27 protein-coding genes are annotated in these 22,792 nt (G+C 54.0%); 23 read left to right on the forward strand and 4 right to left on the reverse strand.

The window, feature by feature from the left end:
* The first annotated feature begins 256 nt into the window (after positions 1 to 256).
* On the forward strand, positions 257 to 1,912 hold the full coding sequence (locus KNP68_RS03585) for a glycerol-3-phosphate dehydrogenase/oxidase (protein WP_214798688.1): 1,656 nt from the start codon (positions 257 to 259) through the stop codon (positions 1,910 to 1,912).
* A gap of 37 nt (positions 1,913 to 1,949) precedes the next feature.
* Here the strand turns inward: KNP68_RS03585 and KNP68_RS03590 are convergent, their stop codons facing one another.
* Positions 1,950 to 2,372 (reverse strand): hypothetical protein, encoded by a 423-nt coding sequence (locus KNP68_RS03590; protein ID WP_214798691.1) that lies wholly within the window; start codon positions 2,370 to 2,372, stop codon positions 1,950 to 1,952.
* A gap of 112 nt (positions 2,373 to 2,484) precedes the next feature.
* On the opposite strand from KNP68_RS03590, the gene KNP68_RS03595 reads away from it, so the two are divergent.
* The 9 genes from KNP68_RS03595 to KNP68_RS03635 all read left to right on the forward strand — a co-directional run bounded on the left by KNP68_RS03595 (position 2,485) and on the right by KNP68_RS03635 (position 10,002).
* Complete coding sequence (locus KNP68_RS03595) at positions 2,485 to 2,835, forward strand: YxeA family protein (protein ID WP_029594660.1); 351 nt, start codon at positions 2,485 to 2,487, stop codon at positions 2,833 to 2,835.
* Positions 2,836 to 2,915: 80 nt separating this feature from the next.
* Complete coding sequence (locus KNP68_RS03600; protein ID WP_058764844.1) at positions 2,916 to 3,278, forward strand: response regulator; 363 nt, start codon at positions 2,916 to 2,918, stop codon at positions 3,276 to 3,278.
* A gap of 157 nt (positions 3,279 to 3,435) precedes the next feature.
* Complete coding sequence (gene fba, locus KNP68_RS03605) at positions 3,436 to 4,290, forward strand: class II fructose-1,6-bisphosphate aldolase (RefSeq protein WP_021066099.1); 855 nt, start codon at positions 3,436 to 3,438, stop codon at positions 4,288 to 4,290.
* 98 nt (positions 4,291 to 4,388) lie between these two features.
* A complete protein-coding gene (locus tag KNP68_RS03610) occupies positions 4,389 to 5,219 on the forward strand; it encodes a hypothetical protein (RefSeq protein WP_214798693.1) in 831 nt (276 codons plus the stop codon).
* A 79-nt stretch (positions 5,220 to 5,298) separates the two neighbouring features.
* The gene (gene fsa / locus KNP68_RS03615) at positions 5,299 to 5,949 is read left to right on the forward strand and encodes a fructose-6-phosphate aldolase (protein ID WP_021066101.1); all 651 of its coding nucleotides are present in this window, start codon (positions 5,299 to 5,301) and stop codon (positions 5,947 to 5,949) included.
* A gap of 26 nt (positions 5,950 to 5,975) precedes the next feature.
* Positions 5,976 to 7,229, forward strand: a complete 1,254-nt coding sequence (gene murA / locus KNP68_RS03620) for a UDP-N-acetylglucosamine 1-carboxyvinyltransferase (protein WP_214714450.1) — start codon at positions 5,976 to 5,978, stop codon at positions 7,227 to 7,229.
* Positions 7,230 to 7,245: 16 nt separating this feature from the next.
* A complete protein-coding gene (gene glpX / locus KNP68_RS03625; RefSeq protein ID WP_029594665.1) occupies positions 7,246 to 8,214 on the forward strand; it encodes a class II fructose-bisphosphatase in 969 nt (322 codons plus the stop codon).
* A gap of 101 nt (positions 8,215 to 8,315) precedes the next feature.
* Positions 8,316 to 9,242: an ATP-binding cassette domain-containing protein gene (locus KNP68_RS03630; protein ID WP_214714448.1), complete on the forward strand. Its 927-nt coding sequence runs from the start codon at positions 8,316 to 8,318 to the stop codon at positions 9,240 to 9,242.
* A complete protein-coding gene (locus KNP68_RS03635) occupies positions 9,232 to 10,002 on the forward strand; it encodes an ABC transporter permease (protein WP_131471449.1) in 771 nt (256 codons plus the stop codon). Before KNP68_RS03630 ends, KNP68_RS03635 begins: the two co-directional genes overlap by 11 nt.
* Before the next feature lie 10 nt (positions 10,003 to 10,012).
* Here the strand turns inward: KNP68_RS03635 and KNP68_RS03640 are convergent, their stop codons facing one another.
* Both KNP68_RS03640 and KNP68_RS03645 read right to left on the reverse strand, forming a co-directional pair.
* Complete coding sequence (locus KNP68_RS03640; protein ID WP_131471447.1) at positions 10,013 to 10,411, reverse strand: hypothetical protein; 399 nt, start codon at positions 10,409 to 10,411, stop codon at positions 10,013 to 10,015.
* 119 nt (positions 10,412 to 10,530) lie between these two features.
* Positions 10,531 to 11,232: a C40 family peptidase gene (locus KNP68_RS03645; protein WP_131471445.1), complete on the reverse strand. Its 702-nt coding sequence runs from the start codon at positions 11,230 to 11,232 to the stop codon at positions 10,531 to 10,533.
* Between the two features lie 378 nt (positions 11,233 to 11,610).
* Here KNP68_RS03645 and rho point away from each other — a divergent pair, with 378 nt between their 5' ends.
* The 9 genes from rho (at position 11,611) to KNP68_RS03690 (ending at position 18,530) form a co-directional block, all read left to right on the forward strand.
* Entirely contained in the window at positions 11,611 to 12,951 is a 1,341-nt protein-coding gene (rho, locus tag KNP68_RS03650; RefSeq protein ID WP_021066108.1) for a transcription termination factor Rho, read from the forward strand.
* A gap of 82 nt (positions 12,952 to 13,033) precedes the next feature.
* Positions 13,034 to 13,276 carry a type B 50S ribosomal protein L31 gene (locus KNP68_RS03655; protein ID WP_021066109.1) on the forward strand — a complete coding sequence of 81 codons (243 nt, stop codon included), beginning with the start codon at positions 13,034 to 13,036 and terminating at the stop codon, positions 13,274 to 13,276.
* 137 nt (positions 13,277 to 13,413) lie between these two features.
* Positions 13,414 to 14,025 carry a thymidine kinase gene (locus KNP68_RS03660; RefSeq protein WP_021066110.1) on the forward strand — a complete coding sequence of 204 codons (612 nt, stop codon included), beginning with the start codon at positions 13,414 to 13,416 and terminating at the stop codon, positions 14,023 to 14,025.
* 79 nt (positions 14,026 to 14,104) lie between these two features.
* A complete protein-coding gene (gene prfA / locus KNP68_RS03665; protein WP_029594669.1) occupies positions 14,105 to 15,175 on the forward strand; it encodes a peptide chain release factor 1 in 1,071 nt (356 codons plus the stop codon).
* Positions 15,175 to 16,047: a peptide chain release factor N(5)-glutamine methyltransferase gene (gene prmC / locus KNP68_RS03670; RefSeq protein WP_131471543.1), complete on the forward strand. Its 873-nt coding sequence runs from the start codon at positions 15,175 to 15,177 to the stop codon at positions 16,045 to 16,047. Before prfA ends, prmC begins: the two co-directional genes overlap by 1 nt.
* Positions 16,013 to 17,011, forward strand: a complete 999-nt coding sequence (locus KNP68_RS03675) for an L-threonylcarbamoyladenylate synthase (protein WP_058764828.1) — start codon at positions 16,013 to 16,015, stop codon at positions 17,009 to 17,011. The genes prmC and KNP68_RS03675 overlap by 35 nt, the downstream gene beginning before the upstream one ends.
* A 40-nt stretch (positions 17,012 to 17,051) precedes the next feature.
* Complete coding sequence (locus KNP68_RS03680) at positions 17,052 to 17,546, forward strand: low molecular weight protein arginine phosphatase (RefSeq protein WP_241764566.1); 495 nt, start codon at positions 17,052 to 17,054, stop codon at positions 17,544 to 17,546.
* A gap of 4 nt (positions 17,547 to 17,550) precedes the next feature.
* Positions 17,551 to 17,991, forward strand: a complete 441-nt coding sequence (gene rpiB, locus KNP68_RS03685) for a ribose 5-phosphate isomerase B (protein ID WP_021066115.1) — start codon at positions 17,551 to 17,553, stop codon at positions 17,989 to 17,991.
* The gene (locus KNP68_RS03690; protein ID WP_087576458.1) at positions 17,988 to 18,530 is read left to right on the forward strand and encodes a TIGR01440 family protein; all 543 of its coding nucleotides are present in this window, start codon (positions 17,988 to 17,990) and stop codon (positions 18,528 to 18,530) included. Before rpiB ends, KNP68_RS03690 begins: the two co-directional genes overlap by 4 nt.
* 35 nt (positions 18,531 to 18,565) lie before the next feature.
* Here KNP68_RS03690 and KNP68_RS03695 read toward each other — a convergent pair whose 3' ends face one another.
* Entirely contained in the window at positions 18,566 to 19,351 is a 786-nt protein-coding gene (locus KNP68_RS03695) for an alpha/beta hydrolase (protein WP_131471444.1), read from the reverse strand.
* A gap of 129 nt (positions 19,352 to 19,480) precedes the next feature.
* On the opposite strand from KNP68_RS03695, the gene glyA reads away from it, so the two are divergent.
* The 4 genes from glyA to KNP68_RS03715 all read left to right on the forward strand — a co-directional run bounded on the left by glyA (position 19,481) and on the right by KNP68_RS03715 (position 22,791).
* Complete coding sequence (gene glyA, locus KNP68_RS03700; RefSeq protein WP_021066118.1) at positions 19,481 to 20,734, forward strand: serine hydroxymethyltransferase; 1,254 nt, start codon at positions 19,481 to 19,483, stop codon at positions 20,732 to 20,734.
* A 3-nt stretch (positions 20,735 to 20,737) separates the two neighbouring features.
* Positions 20,738 to 21,664: a hypothetical protein gene (locus KNP68_RS03705; protein ID WP_214798696.1), complete on the forward strand. Its 927-nt coding sequence runs from the start codon at positions 20,738 to 20,740 to the stop codon at positions 21,662 to 21,664.
* Positions 21,665 to 21,772: 108 nt separating this feature from the next.
* Positions 21,773 to 22,042, forward strand: coding sequence for a hypothetical protein (locus tag KNP68_RS03710; RefSeq protein WP_125317990.1), 270 nt, complete (start codon positions 21,773 to 21,775; stop codon positions 22,040 to 22,042).
* Positions 22,043 to 22,113: 71 nt separating this feature from the next.
* Positions 22,114 to 22,791 carry a response regulator transcription factor gene (locus KNP68_RS03715; RefSeq protein ID WP_029594676.1) on the forward strand — a complete coding sequence of 226 codons (678 nt, stop codon included), beginning with the start codon at positions 22,114 to 22,116 and terminating at the stop codon, positions 22,789 to 22,791.
* Position 22,792: the final 1 nt, after the last annotated feature.

Here is a 22,792-nt window from a genome sequence, read left to right on the forward strand (position 1 = left end):
ACTCCTCCTTGTTGGTGATACCTTGAAGTCTAGTCTTCTCATTTTGAAATTGCGAGCGGGACGCTTTCTGAGGAGCAGGTTGCACACTCCGTGAGCGGGTCGATGGTTGAATGCTAGAAAATGGGGTATAATACAGGAGAAAAGTTGATAACCGGTTGGAGACTACAGAGAGACCACGACATGGGGGGCGAAGCCTTGTTTTGTTGTGGTCTCTTTTCGCATACATCGAACCGGATTCATTATAGGAGGGGACAAGATGGAAATCAGAAATTTCTCAGCAAAAGAACGTGCCAAACGATATGAACAGTTAACGGGTGAACGTCACGACGTGCTCGTCGTCGGCGGAGGAATCACCGGTGCCGGAATCGCGCTCGATGCCGCGTCTCGCGGAATGAAGACGGCCGTGCTCGAAATGCAAGACTTCGCAGCCGGAACATCGAGCCGTTCGACGAAACTCGTCCACGGAGGGTTGCGCTACTTGAAACAGTTCGAAGTCGCGCTCGTCGCCGAAGTCGGAAAAGAACGCGCCATCGTCTATGAGAACGGGCCACACGTCACGACGCCAGAACGCATGCTGTTGCCGATGCATAAAGGCGGCACGTTCGGACCGCTCTCCACAGCGGTCGGCTTGATGGTGTATGATTTCTTAGCGGGCGTCAAACGCGCCGAGCGACGTTTGATGTTGAAGCCGGATGAAGTCATTCAAAAAGCGCCGCTCGTCAAAAAAGACGGTCTTGTCGGTGGCGGTTATTACGTCGAATATCGGACAGATGATGCCCGTATGACGATTGAAGTCGCGAAAGAGGCGGCCAACCACGGCGCCCTCCTCTTGAACTATTCGAAAGTGACTGGTCTCATCTATGAGCAAGGCAAAGTCGTCGGCGTCCACGTTGAAGACCAAATCGACGGCAAGACGTACGATGTCTATGCGAAGAAAGTCATCAACGCGACCGGACCTTGGGTCGACGTGCTCCGCGAACAAGACGGCTCGAACAAAGGGAAGATGCTCCGTTTGACGAAAGGGATTCACCTCGTCATTGACCAGTCGAAATTCCCGCTCAAACAAGCCATCTATTTCGATACACCAGACGGCCGGATGGTGTTCGCGATTCCGCGTGACGGCAAAGCGTACGTCGGGACGACAGACACGTTCTTCGATAAGGATAAAGCTCACCCACGCATGACGACCGAGGACCGCGACTATATTTTAGAGGCAATCCACTATATGTTCCCAGACGTGAACGTGACGGCAGATGACGTCGAGTCGAGCTGGGCCGGGATTCGTCCGCTCATCTATGAAGAAGGCAAAGACCCGTCTGAAATCTCACGGAAAGATGAGGTTTGGCAGTCTGAAAGCGGCTTAATCACGATCGCCGGTGGGAAGTTGACCGGTTATCGCAAGATGTCAGAGACGGTCGTCGATTTGGTGGCGAAACTGCTCAAGCAAGAAGAAGGCATCGTCTTCCTCGCTTCGCGCACGAAACATATGCCGATGTCGGGAGGCCATGTCGGCGGTTCGAAAGGGTTCGATGACTTCTTGACGAAGAAGAAGGCTGAACTGAAAAACCTTGGTCTCGATGACGTCAAAGCCGAGCAACTCGTCCGTCTCTACGGATCGAACATCGATCGTGTCATCGAACGGATGGACTCGAACGCGTACGACCTTCCAGAGTACGTCTATGCACAACTCATGTACGGCATCGAAGAAGAGTCGGTCGTTCGGGCCATCGACTTCCTCGTCCGCCGCACCGGAGCGATGTTCTTCGACATCGACTTCGTCCGCAACTATAAAGACGGCGTGCTCCGTTGCATGGCCGATGTCTTCAAATGGTCGGATGCTCGTCTCGCTGAAGAGCGGGCCGAGATCGAGAAAGAGATTGATCTCGCGGTCGTCCCTGTCACGGTCGACTAACGAAATAAAAGGAACCTCGCCGCGGCGAGGTTCCTTTTCATATGCCTAATTCTTCATAATACGCCATGATGCGTTCGTCGAGCGCCTCGACGATGTCCGGTTCGCCGAACAAATACAGATAAAGATACGTGCCGTCCTCACGATCCACTTCTGTTTCGAGTGTCAGTGTGGTCGGTCGTCCTTTAAAGATGACATCGATTGTGCCGAGGGCGTGCACGTTCGCTTCGTCGAGTTCCGGATCAGAAGCCAGCTTTTTGATGCGGGCGATGTCACTGTCTGCGATTGGCTCATCGAACGTCTCGGATAAGACGGCGAACGTCTCCGGCAATTCCTCGAGATCGGTCTCGACGGCAGCGGCGAGCGGTATCTCTTCTTGGTCTTCGCTGAAGACGTTCACCACGAGTCCGACCACGCTTCCAATCGTCAAGATGAACAATATGTATAACAAATATGGTTTCATGCTTTCGCTCCTGTTCGTTTCATGTTTTCAGTATATCAGCGCACCGGGTGTTTAGAAATAGGGAGACAATGGTATTGAAAAAGATGGAAAAGAGAAAGGCGGGGGAGTTACGATGAAACGAGCATGGGCAATCGGTGGCGTCGTCCTCATCTTATTTCTCGGTTGGCAGTTCGTCGATACGAATCGGCTGTTTGCCGACGTCTACTATACGAAAGTGCCGAGCACAAACGTCACCGACCAAGGAAAGAGACATACGTATGAAACGATTGGCTATGATGAAGACGGCAAGAAACGACCAATCACGTTCGAGGCACCGATTCGGCTGGCCGAAGGCGATTTTTTGAAACTGTATGTGAAAGACGAGCAGACGGTGACGGCCTACGAGCCGGTACCTGAGTCGGAAGTACCGGCCCAGTTAAAGGACGAACAGACCGAAGAACCGGTATCGATACCGTTGCCTTGATTTCAAAATAGGTCCGTCGCCAAACGAAATCGGATTTGGTATGGTTAGACTAGTGCAAACTATGGAGAGAAGGTAGATGGATGTCACGGATGTTGATCGCAGACGACCAAGACGGGATTCGGTTGATGTTAGCGCAAGTGTTCCAAAGCCTCGGCATCGAGGTCGACACGGCGAACGACGGACAGAACGCTTGGGAAAAGCTCGAACAGAACGGATACGATTTAGTATTGCTCGATATGAACATGCCGCGCATGTTCGGTCATGAAGTACTACGCAACATGCGCCAACGGAACATCGACACCCCGGTCATGATTATGACCGCGTTCGGGGAAAAATCGACGCTCGAAGAAGTGCAACGACTTGGCATTACCGCGCAATTTGAAAAGCCGTTCGATATTTATCGGATGATTGAAAAAGTGAAGGAAGTCCTCAAAATCACGTAATTCGTCACGAAGATGACATATGTAAACGCTTGCGCAGAGCCATTTCTATGCCCGAATAGCATAGGCACAAGTTTCGACGTGTGTTATAATGGGAACGAATTGCACGGGGGCATTTTTCCCAAAGTGCACAATAGCGAACAGACAGGAGGATGTCATTATGCCATTAGTATCAATGACAGAAATGCTTAACAAAGCATTCGAAGGCAAGTATGCAGTAGGCCAATTCAACATCAACAACCTCGAGTGGACGCAAGCGATTCTTCGCGCTGCGGAAGACGAGAAATCACCAGTTATCCTCGGTGTATCAGAAGGTGCAGCGAAGTACATGGGTGGCTTCACAACAGTTGTTAAAATGACTGAAGGTCTCATGCACGACTACAACATCACTGTTCCAGTTGCAATCCACCTCGACCACGGTTCATCTTTCGACAAGTGTAAAGCAGCAATTGACGCTGGTTTCACGTCTGTTATGATCGACGGTTCACACCACCCGATCGAAGAGAACATCGAAATGACGAAACAAGTCGTTGAATACGCACACGCTAAAGGCGCTTCAGTTGAAGCGGAAGTCGGCACAGTCGGCGGCGAAGAAGATGGCGTTGTTGGCGGCGTACAATACGCTGACCTCGACGAGTGCGTACGCGTCGTGAAAGAAGCGAAAGTTGACGCTCTTGCGGCAGCACTCGGTTCTGTACACGGAGAATACCAAGGCGAGCCTAAACTTGGCTTCAAAGAGATGGAAGAAATCGCAGAAGCGACTAAAACTCCACTCGTTCTTCACGGCGGTTCAGGTATTCCTGAGCACCAAATCAAAAAAGCAATCGAGCTCGGTCACAGCAAAATCAACGTTAACACAGAGTGCCAACAAGAATGGACTCGTGCCGTACGTGAGAAGCTCAACACGGACTCGAAAGTATATGACCCACGTAAAGTCATCGGCCCTGGTGTCGAAGCGATCTACAACGTCGTTACTGGCAAAATGCGTGAGTTCGGTTCAAGCAACCAAGCATAATCCTGTCACATCAGTCGGCTCTCTTTGCGAGAGCCGGCTTTTTTTATTGAAACGTAAGCGGTTAGGGTACCGTATATAGATGAAAAGGGGGAGTTTGCATGAAGTATCAAGAACGTTCGACAGAATCATTTTGGCGCATTTTTTATATCGTCGGTCCCATCATTATAATTGGTATGACGTTGGCCTTTGCCGCGCTGCCGGTCATTCTCATCCTCATGAATCCGAAACCGTGGTTGATTCCGCTGTTGTCACTCACTGTACTCGGCGGTTACGGCGTGTATCGGTTCTTGCAACTGTTTCGCCAGCTGTTCTGGAAAGAGCGGCACCAGTCGCACTATGAAGTGACCGCGACATATATTGAGGGGACGACGTATCGGCACGAGCCGGGTGAGTCAGTCGAGCAATCGTTCCCGCTCGACGCAATCAAGCAAGTCGTCTTCTTCCCGGCCATCGTCCGAAAGACAGAAGCGGCCATGCCGCATCCCTATAGACGACGGACGATCGAGTTGTGCCCGATGCTCGCCATCATGACTGACGAGGATTCAATGGAAATCTTGTTCGACCAACGCGATCTCGCCGCGTTCGAACAGTGGATTCAGTATTTTATCGGAGATAGCGTGCCAGTTTTCTATACACCGAAACGGCTCTACTGGATCGGGGCGAACATCGCGACACGGCGGGAGCGGTTCGACATGCTCCGTCGACCCGAAGAAATCATCCCGTTCACGTATACAGGCAATCTCGTGACCGACGAAGAGACCGCGGTCGGACTTTGGATCGAGACGCATGGGTCGGAGCGCTTAAAGGAAGGGCCGTATCAAGCGTATGAGACAAAACAAAAAAACGTGAAACGATGGACGGCAGTGGGGACGCTTGTTGGCGTTGGTTTACTCATCGGATCGATGTTCGCCATCGCCGCCTTGACGTAAAGGGTGTAGCAATTCCATGACAATTTCCTCATAATAAGAAGTGTAAGCGATCACAACACCATTCGAGGAGGAATTGTACATGCGTTTTTTCATTGATACGGCAAACGTGGAAGACATCAAGAAAGCTCATCAGATGGGCGTCATCGGGGGAGTGACGACGAATCCATCGCTCGTCGCCAAAGAAGGCGTCGATTTCCATACACGGCTACGCGAAATCTGTGAGATCGTCGGGGATCTCTCAGTCAGCGCGGAAGTTATTGCGCTCGACGCAGCGGGTATGGTGGAAGAAGGAAAGGAACTTGCGGCCATCGCGCCGAATATTACTGTCAAGGTACCGATGACGCCAGCAGGGATGGAAGCGGTCAATACGTTTTCACAGCTCGGCATCAAGACGAACGTGACGCTCATCTTTAACGCCAACCAAGCGCTACTCGCGGCTCGGGCCGGCGCGTCATACGTCTCGCCATTCATCGGTCGTTTGGACGATATCGGTCAAGATGGTCTCGACCTCGTCGAGACGATTGCCAATATCTTTGCCATCCATGGTATCGATACAGAAATCATCGCAGCTTCCGTTCGCCATCCGGTCCACGCGACGAAGGCGGCTCTCCTTGGAGCCGACATCGCCACGGTACCATACAAAGTCATCGAACAGATGATGAAACATCCGCTCACTGACAAAGGGATCGAGCAATTCTTAGCGGATTGGAACAACGCTCAATCCAAATAAGTTTGTCGCAGAAAGGTTTGATCTTCGTGGAAATTCTCCATATCGTAGGACAGCAAAAACTTGAAGGAACAGTTGACATTAGCGGTGCCAAACAGAGCGCCTTGCCTTGTCTCGTCGCAGCACTTTTGACGGAAGAACCGGTGACGATTGAGAACGTCCCCGTCATTGAGGACGTCGAAGTGATGCTCAGTCTATTACAAGAACTCGGCGTCGCGATTGAACGGGACGGGGAGCGGATGACGCTTCATGCGAAAGATGCCGTCGCCATGCCGCTGCTCGGCTCAGAGACGCGTAAAGTCCGAGCCGCTGTCTATTTGCTCGGGGTGTTTGCGGCTCGTTTTGGGAAAGGGGCCGTCGGGCTTCCCGGTGGATATGCGATTGGTCCACGACCGATCGATTTACATTTGAAAGCACTCGAACGTCTCGGCATTAAAGTCGAGAACGAGTCGGGACTTTATCATGTGAACGCCGAAAAGCTGGAAGGAAATCGAATTTATCTCGATCTCCGTTCGTTCGGGGCGACAGTGAGCGCCATGCTCGCGGCCGTGCTCGCTAACGGGACGACCGTCATCGAGAACGCGGCCATCGATCCGGAAATCGTCGACGTCGCGACGATGCTCACTTCGATGGGGGCCCATGTCATCGGGGCGGGCACCGACGAGATTCGCATCAAAGGGGTCGACAAGCTCCACGGCTGTACACACACGCTCATTCCCGATCGGTTAGAGGCTGGGACGTTCATGATTTATGGCGCGGTCGCGGGTGAAGTGACGGTTCGAAACGTCATTCCGACTCACTTAGAAGGCGTCATTCAAAAACTACTGGATTACGGGGCCGACGTCGAAGTCGGGGAAGAGACGATCACGGTGCGGGCGAACGCCTTTAAACCGATTGATATCCGTGTCTTCCACTATTCGGGGTATCCGACCGACCTGCAGCCGATCATGTCGGCCGCACTGTTGAAAGCGGACGGAACGAGTATCGTCACCGACAAGCTGTACGCCCAACGCTTCCGCCATATCGCGGAAATGCGGCGCATGAACGCACAGATTACGCTCGAGGACGCTTCGGCCGTCATTCGCGGCGGGACAACGCTCGCCAATGCGGAAATGGAATGTGCAGACGCACGGAGCGGGGCAGCCCTCGCCTTAGCTGGGCTTCAAGCGAGTGGCGAATCCACGGTGATCCATGCGGAAAAATTGAACGATTCATATGTCGATTTCGTCGGCAAACTAAAACAACTCGGCGCGCTCGTCTGGGTCGATGAGGTGTCCGAGTAAAAAGGGGAGAATTCGGGTGGAACGTAGTTTATCAATGGAATTGGTCCGAGTCACAGAAGCGGCAGCGCTATCTTCGGCTCGTTGGATGGGTAAAGGCTTGAAAGAAGAGGCGGACGATGCGGCGACGACCGCGATGCGTGAAGTGTTTGATACGATTCCGATGAAAGGGGTCGTTGTCATCGGGGAAGGCGAGATGGATGAGGCACCGATGCTCTATATCGGTGAAAAAGTCGGGAACGGCTATGGCTCGCGCCTCGACGTCGCTGTCGATCCACTCGAAGGGACGAGCATCGTCGCGACGGGAACATGGGGAGCGCTTGCCGTTCTCGCGGTCGCTGACGCCGGTGACCTTCTTCACGCGCCGGACATGTATATGGACAAGATTGCCGTCGGTCCGGAAGCGGCCGGATTGATCAGTCTCGACAACTCGATTGAAGAGAATATCGCCATCGTCGCCAAGGCGAAGAACAAGAACGTCGAAGACGTCGTCGTCACGATTTTACATCGTGATCGTCACGAAGAGATGATTCAACGTGTCCGCGCGACGGGTGCTCGTATCAAGTTGATTCCTGACGGAGACGTGGCCGCGGCCATCAACACGGCGTTCCCGAAAACGGGTGTCGATTTGTTGCTCGGTTCGGGTGGTGCGCCGGAAGGCGTCATCGCGGCCGTCGCGATGAAATGTCTCGGCGGTGACTTCCAAGGTCGCCTGCTTCCTGAAGACGAAGCCCAAGAGAAACGTTGCCAAGACATGGGCATCGCCGATACGGGCCGGATTTTGCTGTTAGACGACCTCGTCAAAGGTGAAGATTGCATCTTCGCGGCGACGGGCGTGACGGACGGGGAACTCCTCCGCGGCGTCCAGTTCACCGGGCAAGGCGGTCAGACGCACTCGGTCGTCATGCGAGCCAAGTCAGGAACGGTCCGCTTCGTCGAAGGCATCCACTCCTTGAAGAAAAAACCGAAAATGGTCATGAAACCTTAATTCTCTCGAGCTGTGGACATTGCGTCCACAGCTTTTTTGATGTGTTCCTACATATTTATTATGCGTTAGAACGGGAATAGAGAGTCAGGAGGTGTATACAAATGATCGAAGTGGAATCGCTCGTCAAAACGTTCGGGGACGTGGCGGCCGTCGATGGGATTTCGTTCTCGGTCCAGAAAGGAGAGATTTTCGCTTTCCTTGGACCGAACGGGGCTGGCAAGTCGACAACCGTGCAAATGTTGACGACGCTCGTCCGACCGACCGAAGGGAAGGCGCGGGTGAATGGATTCGATGTCGTCAAACAAGAGAAGGACGTCCGCCTGTCGATTGGCGTCGCCCTGCAAGAGACCGGAATCGACAAAGTGTTGACCGGGCGGGAACTGCTCGTCTTGCAAGGCCGGTTGTTCAAGATGACGAAACAAGAGGCGGAGACGCGCGCCGAGGAACTGCTCCGTGTCGTCTCGCTCACGGAAGCGGCCGACCGGAGAAGTGGCACATATTCGGGCGGGATGCGGCGTCGGCTCGATTTAGCGCTCACGCTCGTCCATCGACCGACCGTCTTGTTTTTAGATGAACCGACGACCGGGCTCGACCCGGCGAGCCGCATCGAGATTTGGAACGAGGTGAGACGGCTCAACGAGGAGTTCGGCACGACGATTTTCTTGACGACTCAGTACTTAGAAGAAGCGGATGAACTGGCCGACCGGATCGCCATCATCAATCATGGGAAAATCGTCAGTGAAGGGACGGCTGAGACATTGAAACGACTCGTCGGCGGCGAGACGATTGCGATGACGTTCCACAGCAATCAAGAAGCGTCTGCAGCCGCTGCGTTGTTCGGTCATACGGCGACCGGGCAACACGTGGCGTTCGAGCTCGTCAATCATACGCTGATGGAAGTCGTGCGCCAGCTCGATGAACGGTCGCTTCAACCGGAACGTCTGACCGTGAAGCAACCGTCGCTCGATGACGTCTTTTTGAAAGTGACCGGTGAGTCATATGAAGGAGGTGTGCCCGATGTGGACTGAGACATGGCTCTTCACGAAACGGAGCCTCATTACGACGATTCGGAATCCGTTTTCGTTCATCCCGAACTTGATTATTTCCGTCTTCTTCCTACTCGTTTACACGAGCGGATTATCGAGCGTCGCATCGCTTCCTCAGTTTGATGGGAGCGCCTATTTAAACTTCATCTTGCCGGTCTCCATCGTGTCCGGGGCGGTCGGTGGGGCCGGGGGGACGGGACAAGCGCTCGTCCGTGATATCGAGAGCGGCTACTTCGCCCGCTTGCTTCTGACTCCCGCGACGCGGACGGCGATCGTGCTCGGCCCGATGATTGCCGGGATGTTGCAACTGCTCGTCCAGACGCTCCTCATCTTCGGGGTAGCGTTCTTGCTCGGTTTGTCGATTCCGGTCGGTCTGCCTGGATTCTTGTTCACGGTGCTGCTTGCCATCGGATTCGGCCTTGGTTTTGCTGGTTACTCGGTCGGTGTCGCGTTAAAGACACGGAACGCTCAGGCTGCACAAGCCGGGACGCTCTTGTTCTTCCCGCTCATCTTCTTGTCGACGACGTTCGTCCCGAAAGAGTTGATTGAGGCAGAATGGCTCAAAGTAGCGGCGACGTTCAATCCGACGACGTACATCTTTGAAGGGATGCGTGCCGTCTTGACGCAACCGACGATCGACTGGAGCGCGTTATCGGCCGGACTTGCCGTCGCCGGGGCGATGAGCGTCATCATGGTCGTGTTCGCGGCGACGAACGCACGCGGTGCCTTGAAACAAAAATGACGAGCGGGGTTCAGCCCCGCTCGTCCTGGTCGATCATGAACGTCACAATCAAAAAGAGAATAAAACTGATTAACGAGACTGTGCCCCCGACGATGAAATACACAAGGGTGACGGTCTCATTCCATTGGAACGGGTTCATCGTGTAGAACCACATCCCGCTCGTCAATCCGATTGATCCGATGACGGCCGTCCACCCGTGAATCGTGACGAGCAGTTGGTTCCGGACCGCATATAAGCGATAGAAGACTCCCCAGGCGAAGACCGATAGCCAACCGGCGAGCAGAATATGGGCGTGGATCGGACGAAAGGCATAACTGCCGGCGCCCGACATATGCGACCCGAGCGCCGTCCCGATGACACCGAACAGCGCGGCGAGGCGAATTAAGCGAAGACTCCAAATCTTTTCCATGGCATAGAACAACTCCTTCAACGTGATGGCTTTATCGTAACGAAGCCAGATGAACGGAAGATGAACGAACGTAAAAAAACGACCCAGTTCCTATGAACCGGGTCGTTTGGTCGTTTAAATTAGAGGTATGATCCTGCACCGACATAACGTGGTGCCCAGTAACCTGATGTGAAGCTCGCGTATTTCACGCCGCCTGTTTCAGAGTTGATCATTTGTGTTTTGCTGAGTGCCATTCCAACGTGTTGGATCGTGCTTCCGTTGTGTGAGAAGAACACGAGGTCGCCGGCTTGAATCGCTGACTTCGAAACTTTTTTCGAGTTAGCGTATTGCGAGCGTGAATCACGTGGGATCGATTTGTTGATGGCTTTCTTGTAAACGTGACCTGTGTAACCTGAGCAGTCAAAACCAGAAGTTGTCGTTCCGCCGTAACGGTAAGGTGTACCGAGGTACTTCTTCGACTCAGCGACAAGTTTTGTACGAGCGCTTGATGCAGAAGCAGTTGTTACTTTCTTCGCAGTCGCTGTCTTCGTGTTTGCTTTCAAGTACGTGTAAGTAGATGAAGCTGAGATATAACGGTGAGACCCTTTGTAGTTGATTTTGTAGAATGAACCAACTTTGCCAAGGTATGTATAGCGTTGGCCTTTGTTCATCGTTGTCGTGACTTTCGAGCTGAGCGACGGTGCTGTGCGGATGTTCAAGCCGTTAACTTTCGAGTAAGCGAATTTACCAGTAGCGGCTTCTGCTTGTTCACCTGTTGTGAAAGCAAGACCCGAGAAAGCGAGAGTGGCAGCGACAATAATAGATGCGAAACGCTTTAACATAGTGTATTTCCCTCCGTTTTTTAAAATAAAACCCTAAGTGGCTGTATATGATCGATGTGTGTTAACAAGATTAGAGCACAAGTTGCGGATATTACCCGGTTTCCTGTGCAAATAAACTATATCATGCGCAAGACCGATGGCATTTTTCAATCACAAGACAAAAACAGTTTTCTTGTAACATATTTGAAACAATATGCGAGAATAGAGACTTATTTGTTACATACATAGTAAAAAGGTTGTTATGTTTTCAACAACAGGGGAATAGACTGACATAAAGCCGTTTTTCAAACAGTGACGGTTTGACTGAAGTGTGATTAGATGAATGAGGAATGAACGTTTACTTTTGAAATATAGAATCATGAAAGACAGGTGACTTGAATGAGTCAAACGACTGAACCGGCTAAAAACTACACGCTTCGGGAACTCGAGACGAAGACGTTGAAAGAGTTATATGAGATTGCGAAAGAAGTGAACGTGCCTCAGTATCGCGAGGCACGTAAACGTGAGCTCATGTTCCGGATATTGAAATCACAGGCAGAATCAAAAGATCTTTATTTCCTCGAAGGAATCCTAGAGATTATTCCGCCTAACCCACAGTCGCAAAACGATGGCGGTTTTGGTTTCCTACGCCCCATCAATTACTCGCAATCGTCTGAAGACATTTATATCGCGGCTTCGCAAATCCGCCGCTTTAACCTCCGTAACGGCGACCTCGTGACGGGGAAAGTCCGGAAACCGAAAGAGAATGAACGGTTCCAAGGGCTTCTCAGCGTCGAGGCGGTCAATGGCGAGACGACGGATTCGACGCGCAACCGGGATTACTTCCCGGCGCTCACGCCGATTTACCCGGAACAACAGATGGTGCTCGAGACGGAGCCAAACCATTTGTCGGTCCGCGTCATGGACATGATTGCTCCCGTCGGCTTCGGGCAGCGAGGGTTGATTGTCGCACCGCCTAAGGCAGGGAAGACGTCCCTCTTAAAAGAGATTGCCAATTCGATCACGACGAACCATCCGAACGTCGAGTTGATTATTCTGTTGATTGATGAGCGGCCGGAAGAAGTGACGGACATTCAACGTTCGGTGCCTGGTGCAGACGTCGCCTACTCGACGTTTGACGAGACACCGGAAAACCATGCTCGCATCTCGGAGCTCGTTCTCGAACGGGCGATGCGCCTCGTCGAACATAAGAAGGACGTGGTCATCTTGCTCGACTCGATCACGCGTCTGACGCGGGCGTACAACTTGTCCGTCCCGCCGAGCGGACGGACGCTCTCCGGCGGGATTGACCCGGCCGCGTTCCATAAACCGAAGAAGTTCTTCGGGGCGGCCCGTAATATCGAGGACGGCGGCAGTTTGACGATTCTCGGCACGGCACTCGTCGATACGGGTTCGCGCATGGATGACGTCATCTATGAAGAGTTCAAAGGAACGGGCAACATGGAGCTGCACCTCGACCGCAAACTGGCGGAACGTCGGATTTTCCCGGCCATCGACATTCGTCGCTCGGGAACGCGCAAGGAAGAATTGCTGCTCGGCAAAGGCGAACTCGACTCGCTTTGGACGATTCGTCGCACAATGAACGAGTCGCCAGACTTCGTCGATCAGTTCTTGCGCCGGGTCCGCGAAACGAAAACGAACCTCGACTTTTTTGCGGCGCTTGAAGCCGATAAGAAAAAGAGTCGACGCCCGGTGAAAAAAACGAAAACGGACTTGTAAATCCGTGAACCGGGTGCTATTATATTCTAGTGAACTTTCTCTAGGTTGAAAGAATACTTAGGGCAGAAGGAGTTGAAAAGCAATGAAACAAGGAATCCACCCAGAATACCGTAAAGTCGTATTCATGGACTCGACGACTGAGTTCAAATTCATCTCTGGTTCGACTCGTTACTCTAACGAGACAATCACGATGGAAGATGGTAACGAATACCCACTCATCCGTGTCGATGTATCTTCTGATTCGCACCCGTTCTACACAGGTCGCCAGAAATTCGCATCTGCGGACGGTCGTATCGAGCGCTTCAACAAGAAGTACCAACGTTAATCGTCAACTTGTATGCACACCGCCTAGGGATTGCCCTTGGCGGTTTTTATTTTTTTTAGATAGAAGTCAACCCTTTTTCTTCAAGAAAAAGATGGGTATAATCGGGAAGCGATTAACGAAGGAGAGGGCGAAGTAGAATGATGCATGTGACGAACCGTTACGGTTGGATAGAAGTGATTTGTGGGAGTATGTTTTCTGGGAAATCGGAGGAACTGATCCGCCGTGTCCGTCGGGCGCACTACGGGAAAATCCCTGTCCAAGTGTTCAAACCGGCAATCGACGACCGGTATCATGAAGAGAACGTCGTTTCCCACAGCGGCAACTCGGTCGTGGCCGTGCCGATTCAATCGAGTCAAGACTTATACGATGCGGTGCGTGAAGAGACGCAAGTGATCGCCATCGACGAGGTTCAGTTTTTCGACGAAGGAATCGTCGACGTGATCGAGCAATTGGCGTCAGAAGACAAACGTGTCATCTGCGCAGGGCTCGACATGGACTTCCGAGGTGAGCCGTTCACGATGATGCCAGAGCTATTGTCGCGTGCCGAATTTGTCACGAAGCTGCAGGCCATCTGTCTATCATGCGGGGCGCCAGCTTCTCGGACACAACGATTGATTGACGGTGAACCGGCGCGTTTCGAAGACCCGGTCATCTTGGTCGGCGCTTCCGAGTCGTATGAACCGCGTTGCCGTCATTGCCACGACGTCCCGAATAAACCACGCCCAGTCCGCCATACAGTGGCCGACTGACGTCAACGGACCGCCCTTGGCGGTTCGTTTTTTGCTATAATGAAGACAGTTCGATTTGACGGAGAAAGGACGGATCATCATGTTTGACCGTTTGAGCGTATTAGAAGAACGCTATATGCAATTAAATGAGATGCTCGCTGACCCTGAAGTGCTCAGCGACGCGAATAAATTACGACAATATTCAAAAGAACAGTCGCAACTCGAAGAAACGGTGCAGGCGTACCGTCACTATAAAGAGACGAGCACGGCGTATAAAGAAGCAAAAGCGATGCTTGAGGACCGCACGCTCGATGCCGATATGCGCGAGCTCGCCAAAGAAGAGATGTCACTCCTCGAGCCGGAAGTGAAGGCGCTCGAGGCGAAATTACGCGTCTTGCTGTTACCGAAAGACCCGAACGACGACAAGAACGTCATCGTCGAGATTCGCGGGGCAGCCGGCGGAGACGAGGCGGCACTGTTCGCAGTCGACCTGTACAAGATGTACACGCGTTTCGCCGAGCGGCAGAACTGGAAGGCCGAATTGATTGACGCCAACTATACAGAACTCGGCGGTTTCAAAGAAGTGACGTTCCTCATCAACGGGACGGGTGCCTATTCGAAACTGAAGTTTGAGAACGGGGCGCATCGGGTCCAACGTGTCCCATCGACCGAGTCGGGCGGACGCATCCATACGTCGACGGCGACCGTCGCCGTGTTGCCAGAAGCAGAGGACGTCGAAGTGCACATCGACATGAAAGACGTCCGTGTCGACACGTTCACATCATCGGGTCCGGGCGGCCAGTCGGTCAACACGACCCAATCGGCCGTGCGCTTGACGCACATCCCATCGGGGCTCGTCGTCTCGTGTCAGGACGAGAAGTCGCAACATAAAAACAAAGACAAGGCGCTCAAAGTACTCCGAGCCCGCCTGTATGACAAGATGCAAAGCGAACACCTACAAGAACTGTCGGCACAACGCAAGTCGGCCGTCGGGACGGGAGACCGCTCAGAGCGGATTCGGACGTATAACTTCCCGCAGAGCCGTGTGACCGATCACCGCATCGGGCTGACGCTCCAAAAGCTCGACCGCGTCCTCGCCGGGGAACTTGAAGATATCATCGACGCCCTCGTCATGGACGAACAGGCCCGTCTAATGGAGGATGTCGATTGATGCGGATCGCGGCGAGGCTGAAACAAGCAGAACGGGAGCTCGCGCTCTCGGGTCGCGACGTCTCGATGGCGGAGTGGTGGCTCATGCACGTCCTTGACGTCGATCGGACGGGACTACTCATCCGTTTGTCCGATGAATTGACGACGGAAGAGGCGAAGTCGTTTGACGCCGGGTTCGAGCGTCTCTTGGCAGGTGAGCCGGTCCAACACTTGATTGGTCACGCCCCGTTTTATGGACGGATGTTCGAGGTCAATCGTGACGTCTTGATTCCGCGTCCGGAAACGGAAGAGCTAATTGAATGGGTCGTCGAGCATGTGCATAATGTCTCCGACGATGAGATCGTCGACATCGGGACGGGCAGCGGCGCAATCGCCGTCACACTCAGTCTCGAGCTCGGTGTCCGTGTCCAAACGGTCGATATTTCCCGGGAAGCAATCGCTGTCGCCGAGCGTAATGCAGCGGCCCTCGGGGCGGATGTGTCCTTCCATGAAGGAGATTGCCTGGCGCCGATTGCCGACGACTCGATTCGCGTCCTCGTCTCAAATCCGCCTTATATCGAGGCGGACGAACTGCTCGATGAGACGGTCGCGGGCTTCGAGCCTCACCTCGCCTTGTTCGGCGGAGCGGACGGGCTCGACTTTTATCGAACGATCATCGCCGACTCGATGCGCGTCCTGTGTGCCGATTGGCAATTGATTGCATTTGAAATCGGGTATAATCAAGGACAAGTTGTGAAATCGTACCTGTCCGAACGTTATCCTGAAGCAGAAACGGGTATTTTAAAAGATATAAACGGCAAAGACCGAATCGTCTACGCCGTAAGGGAAGGGATTGCGCATGGAAACGAAATGGATCAAGCCGACAGAAGTTGATGAAGGGGTACGTCTCTTGAAGGCTGGCGAGGTGATTGCCATCCCGACGGAGACTGTCTACGGACTCGCCGGAGATGCGACGAACGATGTCGCCATCAAAAAGATTTTCGAGGCGAAAGGAAGACCGTCGGATAACCCGCTCATCGTCCACGTCGCCACGGTCGAACAGGCCGAACATTTCGCGCAAACCATCCCGCCGGTCGCGAGACGTTTGATGGAAGCGTTTTGGCCCGGTGCCTTGACTATCATCTTACCGTCGAATGGTCGGGCGTCGTCACTCGTGACGGCTGGTCTGGATTCGATTGGATTGCGGATGCCGGACCATCCGGCCGCACTTGACTTGATCCGCACGTCCGGTCTTGGACTGGCAGCACCAAGTGCGAACCGCTCGGGACGTCCATCACCGACGTCGGCCCGGCACGTGGCAGATGATTTGACCGGTCGGATTGCGGGTATTATGGATGGGGGACCGACAGGCATCGGTGTCGAGTCGACCGTAATCGATTGCACGGCAGAACCGGCGACGATTTTACGTCCGGGCGGCGTGACGAAAGAAGCGATTGAAGCGGTTATTGGCCCGGTCATTCTCGATGCCAACTTGAGCGATGAAACAGCTGCGCCACGATCACCAGGAATGAAGTACACCCATTACGCCCCGAGCGCACCCCTGTATTTAGTCGAAGGGGGACGTGAAGACCTCGTCCGTGTCGTCATGGCGCGGCAGGAAGCGGGCAAGCGAGTTGGCGCACTCGTGTTCGATGAAGCGACGACCCCGGCTGACGTCACCCTCTCTCTCGGGACTTCGATGGAGACGGCGGCCCAGCGGCTATACGAGGCGTTGCGTAAATTTGATGAGACGGATGTAGAAGAGATTTACGTGAATCGGATTGAACCGACGGGAGTCGCTCTTGCCGTTTATAACCGCCTCTACAAGGCGGCTGGCGGTAAAGTCATCCGTCCATAGGAAGAGGCTTAAGGACATAGAGGAGGATCACGCGATGTCGATGAAACGCGTATTATTCATATGTAGTGGGAACACATGCCGAAGCCCGATGGCGATGGCCCTGCTCCGTTCGAAAGTGACGGGGGACGAGTTCGATATTCGTTCAGCCGGGCTTCGGACGATGCAAGGGTTTGACGCATCAGAAAATGCACTCCAAGTGTTGCGTGAACGAGGAATTGAGCTCGAGCACGTGACGCAAACGTTTGACGACGTCCTCGGACGCTGGTCGGACGTCATCTTGACGATGACACGGGCGCATCGTGAACAGATTCGGGATACGTATCCGGATTTGGCCGATCGCACATTCACATTATATGAGTTCGTCACGGGACTCGAGCGCGATATTAACGACCCGTTCGGAGGGTCGATGAACGTCTACCGCCAAGTCCGAAACGAACTCGAACCACTCGTGAATCGACTTGTGCTAAAATTGACGAATGACGGGTCAAAGGTGACGAAACCACCGAGACGCCTACCAAAGAAGACGGGGGAATGACGGAATGAAAATCGCAATCGGCGCCGATCATGGCGGATTCAATTTGAAGAAAGACATCATCGGATTATTGGAGGAGCTTGGACACGAGTATAAGGACTTCGGGACACACTCGGCCGAGTCAATCGATTATCCGGACGTAGCCATTCCAGTCGCCGAAGCAGTCGCGGCCGGTGAATTCGACCGTGGCATCTTGATTTGCGGTACTGGAATCGGCATCGGCATTGCCGCCAACAAAGTGAAAGGCATCCGGGCGGCACTCGTACACGACTCGTTCAGCGCGAAAGCGACGCGTCAACATAACGACTCGAACATCATGACGATGGGCGAGCGCGTCATCGGACCGGGTCTTGCACTCGACTTAGTGGCGACATGGCTCGATACGGACTTCGAAGGCGGACGCCACTCGAACCGTGTCGACAAGATGAGCGCTTACGAAACGAAGTGACGACGATGAAGGCGGAGCTTTTGAACTTATTGACGGAGTTGCATGAACGGTTTCCGTTAGATGAGGAAAAGATGCTCGTCATCGGTTGTTCGACGAGCGAGGTCGTCGGCAAGACGATCGGGAAAGCGGGTTCGATTGATGTGGCGTCGGATTTGATCGAGGCGTTCCTTGCGTTTCGGGACAAGACCGGCGTCCATCTCGCCTTTCAAGGCTGCGAACATATCAATCGCGCCCTTACGATCGAGCGACGGACCTTGAAACAGTTCGGGTTGACGGAAGTGACGGTCGTCCCAGTCCGCGCGGCGGGCGGGGCGATGGCCGAGAAGGCGTACGAGCGTTTCGACGCCCCGTGCGTCGTCGAATCGATTCAAGCGGACGCCGGCATCGATATTGGATCGACGCTGATCGGCATGCATTTGAAGCCGGTCGCGATCCCGGTCCGGTTGTCGGCGAAGCAGCTCGGTGAGGCGTACGTCACGTTCGCCATCACGCGACCGAAACTGATTGGCGGCCCACGGGCCCACTATCCAGCAAAATAAAGAAAGCCGGTCTGCGCGACCGGCTTTCTTTTGCGTTATAACTCTTCACTGAACAAATATGAGATGACCATCGGGAACCGATCGCGCCAAGCGAGCTCGTTATGGACACCTTCCTCGATGACCTCGAAGCGGATATGTTCGACCTTGTCGCGCAACAGGGCGTAGACACGCTCGCTCGACTCGAGATACATCTCGTTCGTCGGACCGTCCGCTGACGGCTGTTCGACTTCTTTGCGGCCGACGTCCATATACAGACGTTCGACGCCGTTCAAATCACTCGCGTCAATCAATTGCTCAAGCTCGGTCTGGTTGAACCAGAACGCCGAGGACAATGAAGCCACGCGCTTGAAGACGTCGGGATAGACGCAAGCGGCGTAAATCGAAATCAAGCCGCCCATCGAGCTGCCCATCATCGCCGTCTCGTCCGGCTTCGTCCGATAGTTCGCGTCAATCATCGGCTTCAACTCTTGGGCGATGTATTCAATGTAGGCTGATCCTTGTCCGCCGAGCGTCACGTCTTGACCGAGCAAGCTCTCGCCGATGTACGGGTTCTCCCACGGACCGTACTCGTCGAGTCGCATCTCGCCGGGGGCGCTGTCGATGCCGACGATGATGATGTCGCGCTTCGAGGCGTCCATATACTCACCGGCGCGCCAGCTCGTCTTATAGCTCGCGTCCTCGTCGGCGAACACGTTCTGTCCGTCATGCATATAGAGCACGGGATAACGTTTATCCGACATGTCGTAATCGGCCGGCGTATAAATCCGAATCGTCCGCTCGCGCTCGAACGGGGTGATGGTAATTTGTTTTGTCTCAATCATAAGTAGCCTCCTCTGATCGTCTTCTTTCATATGATACCCGACTTGCCCGTGGATTAGACGATACCCAAAAAAAGAAGCATATGTTACGATGGGGGTGTTGATTTTTAGACATTCAGAGGGGGTTTCAACATGGTAAACACGACGAAGTTGAAAGTACAGGATGCGGAATTGTTTGAAGCGATGCAACACGAGCTCGGTCGCCAACGCGAGAACATCGAACTCATTGCCTCGGAGAATTTTGTCTCAGAAGCAGTCATGGAAGCGCAAGGCGGCGTGCTCACGAACAAGTACGCGGAAGGTTATCCAGGCCGTCGCTACTACGGCGGTTGTGAGTTCGTCGACGTGGCCGAGAACTTGGCCCGCGACCGCGCCAAGGAGCTGTTCGGTGCAGAACACGCTAACGTTCAGCCGCACTCGGGTGCCCAAGCGAACATGGCCGTTTACTTCACAGTCCTTGAAGCCGGTGACACGGTGCTCGGCATGAACTTGTCGCACGGTGGCCATTTGACGCACGGAAGTCCGGTCAACTTCTCAGGCGTTCAGTACAATTTCGTCGAATACGGTGTGGACAAAGAGACAGAACACATCGATTATGACGTTGTCGCAGCCCTCGCGAAAGAACATAAACCAAAACTCATCGTCGCTGGTGCCTCGGCGTACCCGCGGACGATCGACTTCGCTAAGTTCCGTGAAATCGCCGATAGCGTCGGTGCCTACCTTATGGTCGACATGGCCCACATCGCGGGTCTCGTCGCAGCCGGTCTTCATCCGAACCCGGTCGAGCACGCGCATTTCGTGACGACGACGACGCACAAGACACTTCGCGGTCCACGCGGCGGCATGATTCTCTGTAAAGAAGAGTTCGCCAAGGCAATCGACAAGTCGATTTTCCCAGGGATTCAAGGTGGTCCGCTCATGCACGTCATCGCGGCGAAGGCCGTGGCGTTCGGGGAAGCACTCCAACCTGAGTTCAAAGAGTATCAGGCACAAGTCATCAAGAACGCACAGGTGCTCGCACAAGGGCTAGAAGAGGAAGGACTCCGCATCGTATCGGGCGGTACGGATAACCACCTTCTCCTCGTCGACCTCCGCGGCATCGACATCACCGGGAAAGCGGCCGAGCATGCGCTCGACGCAGCCGGCATCACGGTCAACAAGAACACGATTCCATTCGATCCGGCATCACCGTTCGTCACGAGCGGGATTCGTCTCGGGACGGCCGCGATGACGACGCGCGGATTGAAAGAAGACGATATGCGTGAAGTCGCTCGCTTGATCGGACGCGTCTTGACGAACCATGAAGATGAAGCAGTGCTCGCGGAAGCGCACGAAGCAGTTCGCGCGTTGACGTCGAAGTTCTCGCTCTATCCTGAACGAGGCTGACGAATGGACGTACGGACACTCGCAGATCGGGAACTTGCGGAACTGCCGCTCATCGATATGACGGAATGGCTCGTCCGAAAAGGCGAGCATGACCCGACGTTTCGCCTCGTCGCGAACGAGTTCGGGGTCGTGACGACGCTACTCGACCACGGGTATTTTATCGAGGCAAGTGAACGGATTGTACCGCTTCTCGGAATGAAAGTGCCGGCGGCGTTTCATCGGCTCGGTCTTGCGCTCGAAGTGAAGGCGAACGGAAAGAAGGCGGCCAAGCGCCGCTTTCGTTCGTTCTCGCCGGCTGTCACCGGTCATGCGGACTTGTCGGCTTGGCGTAACGCCTTCAAATGGAACAAATCGTGGCTCGGTCTGCCGCTCGTCGTTGGTCTCGGTCTGGTCGCACTCCTCTTTTGGCCGGATTCGGAGCCGCCGCCCGTGACGCCGACTGCATCAAACGAACGGGTCGAAACGGTGACGGAGGACGAGGCGCTCGCGAAACGGTTAGAAGAGCTCGAGCAAGAAGTTGCTCGACTCGAGGAAGCGAACGAGGCGCTCCAAACCGAGGACGAGACGACCGAAGCCCCTGAGGCGCCGGCCGTCATCCCGCTCGGCGAAGTCGAAGCGCTCGTCTCGGACAAACGGTACGAGGAAGCCGATGCGCTCCTCATCGGCAAGGCGAAAGCCGGTCAGGAACAGGTCGTCGGGTTTTATCGGTTGCTCGTCGACAACAAGCTCGGCGAAGCAGAGATCGCCGATTATGCCGCCTATGTCGACACGTATCCAGAGTCGGGATATAAGGCGGACGTCTTATGGATGAAAGGCATCGCTGAGAAGAAGGCCGGGGACGACACATACCGGACGACGCTCGCCGAAGTCGCCGCCATGGACGGGACGTATTGGGCCCCGATTGCCAAATCGGTGCTCGAGGAAGAATGAGGTCGCAGCCGTGCTGTGACCTTTTTCTCATCAAATTTTAATCTGTTTCACCGCTCTTTCTCAGCTCGCTCCCGTACAGTAAAGAAAAAGGATAAGGGAGAGGGACATATGCGCTCAACTAGCAGAGGAAAGATTGGAAGATTGATTCGAGGAGTGGCCGTCGGTGTGCTCGCATTGACACTCATGGCGGCAGGTGTCGCCGGGTTCTTATTATTCACCTTGACCGGCAACGCGTGGCTCGACCAAATCGCTCAAGTCGGGACTGATTTGGCGTTTCAGGCGGAAGGGATTGAAACGACGTTTGACCGGATGGGCGATTCACTCGAATTGCGCATCGAACAAGCGATTCCAGAAGCAGTTCGTCCGTTTTTTGACTGAGGAATCCGGGAACACTTAAAATGATGCGTCGGGCGGACTGCTCGGCGTTTTTTTGAGAAAGGATGAATGGAATGCCTACGATTCTCGTCGTTGAAGACGATGCTAAAATTGCCAGATTACTCGAACTTGAACTCATGCATGCCGGTTACGCAGTCGAGGTCGCCCATGACGGGCGGGCCGGGCTCGACCGGGCACTCACTGGTGGGATTGATCTCATGTTGCTCGATGTCATGCTGCCGCAGATGAGCGGTCTTGAAGTCGTGCGTCGCGTCAAAGAAGAGCAACCGCTTCTCCCGGTATTGATGGTAACAGCACGCGGGGACCGCTACGACAAAGTGAGCGGGCTCGACCTCGGGGCCGATGATTACATCACAAAACCGTTCGAAATGGAGGAGTTGCTCGCGCGGATTCGGGCGTTCTTACGGATGCGTCAACACGTCCAAGTCGATACGAGTGAACGGGTCCTTTCCTATGAGGGGCTGACCGTCGACGTCAATCGCCATGAAGTGGTGTGTGAGGGGCAAAAAGTCGACCTGACCCGGAGGGAGTTCGATTTGCTCGTCTATCTGCTCGAACATCCCGAACGCGTGCTCACACGCGACCAACTCGTCGAACACGTCTGGGGCTTCGATTATTACGGGGACACGAACGTCGTCGATGTGTACGTCCGCTATGTCCGGAAGAAACTCGGTGGCTCCTGGATTCAGACGGTCCGAGGCGTCGGCTATATGTTGAAGCGTGGTGAATAAT

Source organism: Exiguobacterium sp. s50 (genome assembly GCF_018618175.1).
Lineage (GTDB): Bacteria > Bacillota > Bacilli > Exiguobacteriales > Exiguobacteriaceae > Exiguobacterium > Exiguobacterium chiriqhucha.

Bases quoted from the DNA above. Each gene is read 5' to 3' on its own strand.
- fsa (WP_021066101.1), top strand. From the start codon at position 5,299: ATGCGTTTTTTCATTGATACGGCAAACGTGGAAGACATCAAGAAAGCT.
- KNP68_RS03585 (WP_214798688.1), top strand. From the start codon at position 257: ATGGAAATCAGAAATTTCTCAGCAAAAGAACGTGCCAAACGATATGAA.
- KNP68_RS03640 (WP_131471447.1), bottom strand. From the start codon at position 10,411: ATGGAAAAGATTTGGAGTCTTCGCTTAATTCGCCTCGCCGCGCTGTTC.
- KNP68_RS03645 (WP_131471445.1), bottom strand. From the start codon at position 11,232: ATGTTAAAGCGTTTCGCATCTATTATTGTCGCTGCCACTCTCGCTTTC.
- prmC (WP_131471543.1), top strand. From the start codon at position 15,175: ATGCGGATCGCGGCGAGGCTGAAACAAGCAGAACGGGAGCTCGCGCTC.
- KNP68_RS03600 (WP_058764844.1), top strand. From the start codon at position 2,916: ATGTCACGGATGTTGATCGCAGACGACCAAGACGGGATTCGGTTGATG.
- fba (WP_021066099.1), top strand. From the start codon at position 3,436: ATGCCATTAGTATCAATGACAGAAATGCTTAACAAAGCATTCGAAGGC.
- KNP68_RS03635 (WP_131471449.1), top strand. From the start codon at position 9,232: ATGTGGACTGAGACATGGCTCTTCACGAAACGGAGCCTCATTACGACG.
- glyA (WP_021066118.1), top strand. From the start codon at position 19,481: ATGGTAAACACGACGAAGTTGAAAGTACAGGATGCGGAATTGTTTGAA.
- KNP68_RS03680 (WP_241764566.1), top strand. From the start codon at position 17,052: ATGAAACGCGTATTATTCATATGTAGTGGGAACACATGCCGAAGCCCG.
- KNP68_RS03660 (WP_021066110.1), top strand. From the start codon at position 13,414: ATGATGCATGTGACGAACCGTTACGGTTGGATAGAAGTGATTTGTGGG.
- KNP68_RS03610 (WP_214798693.1), top strand. From the start codon at position 4,389: ATGAAGTATCAAGAACGTTCGACAGAATCATTTTGGCGCATTTTTTAT.
- rpiB (WP_021066115.1), top strand. From the start codon at position 17,551: ATGAAAATCGCAATCGGCGCCGATCATGGCGGATTCAATTTGAAGAAA.
- KNP68_RS03705 (WP_214798696.1), top strand. From the start codon at position 20,738: ATGGACGTACGGACACTCGCAGATCGGGAACTTGCGGAACTGCCGCTC.
- KNP68_RS03655 (WP_021066109.1), top strand. From the start codon at position 13,034: ATGAAACAAGGAATCCACCCAGAATACCGTAAAGTCGTATTCATGGAC.
- KNP68_RS03710 (WP_125317990.1), top strand. From the start codon at position 21,773: ATGCGCTCAACTAGCAGAGGAAAGATTGGAAGATTGATTCGAGGAGTG.
- KNP68_RS03595 (WP_029594660.1), top strand. From the start codon at position 2,485: ATGAAACGAGCATGGGCAATCGGTGGCGTCGTCCTCATCTTATTTCTC.
- prfA (WP_029594669.1), top strand. From the start codon at position 14,105: ATGTTTGACCGTTTGAGCGTATTAGAAGAACGCTATATGCAATTAAAT.
- KNP68_RS03695 (WP_131471444.1), bottom strand. From the start codon at position 19,351: ATGATTGAGACAAAACAAATTACCATCACCCCGTTCGAGCGCGAGCGG.
- KNP68_RS03590 (WP_214798691.1), bottom strand. From the start codon at position 2,372: ATGAAACCATATTTGTTATACATATTGTTCATCTTGACGATTGGAAGC.
- KNP68_RS03630 (WP_214714448.1), top strand. From the start codon at position 8,316: ATGATCGAAGTGGAATCGCTCGTCAAAACGTTCGGGGACGTGGCGGCC.
- KNP68_RS03675 (WP_058764828.1), top strand. From the start codon at position 16,013: ATGGAAACGAAATGGATCAAGCCGACAGAAGTTGATGAAGGGGTACGT.
- rho (WP_021066108.1), top strand. From the start codon at position 11,611: ATGAGTCAAACGACTGAACCGGCTAAAAACTACACGCTTCGGGAACTC.
- KNP68_RS03715 (WP_029594676.1), top strand. From the start codon at position 22,114: ATGCCTACGATTCTCGTCGTTGAAGACGATGCTAAAATTGCCAGATTA.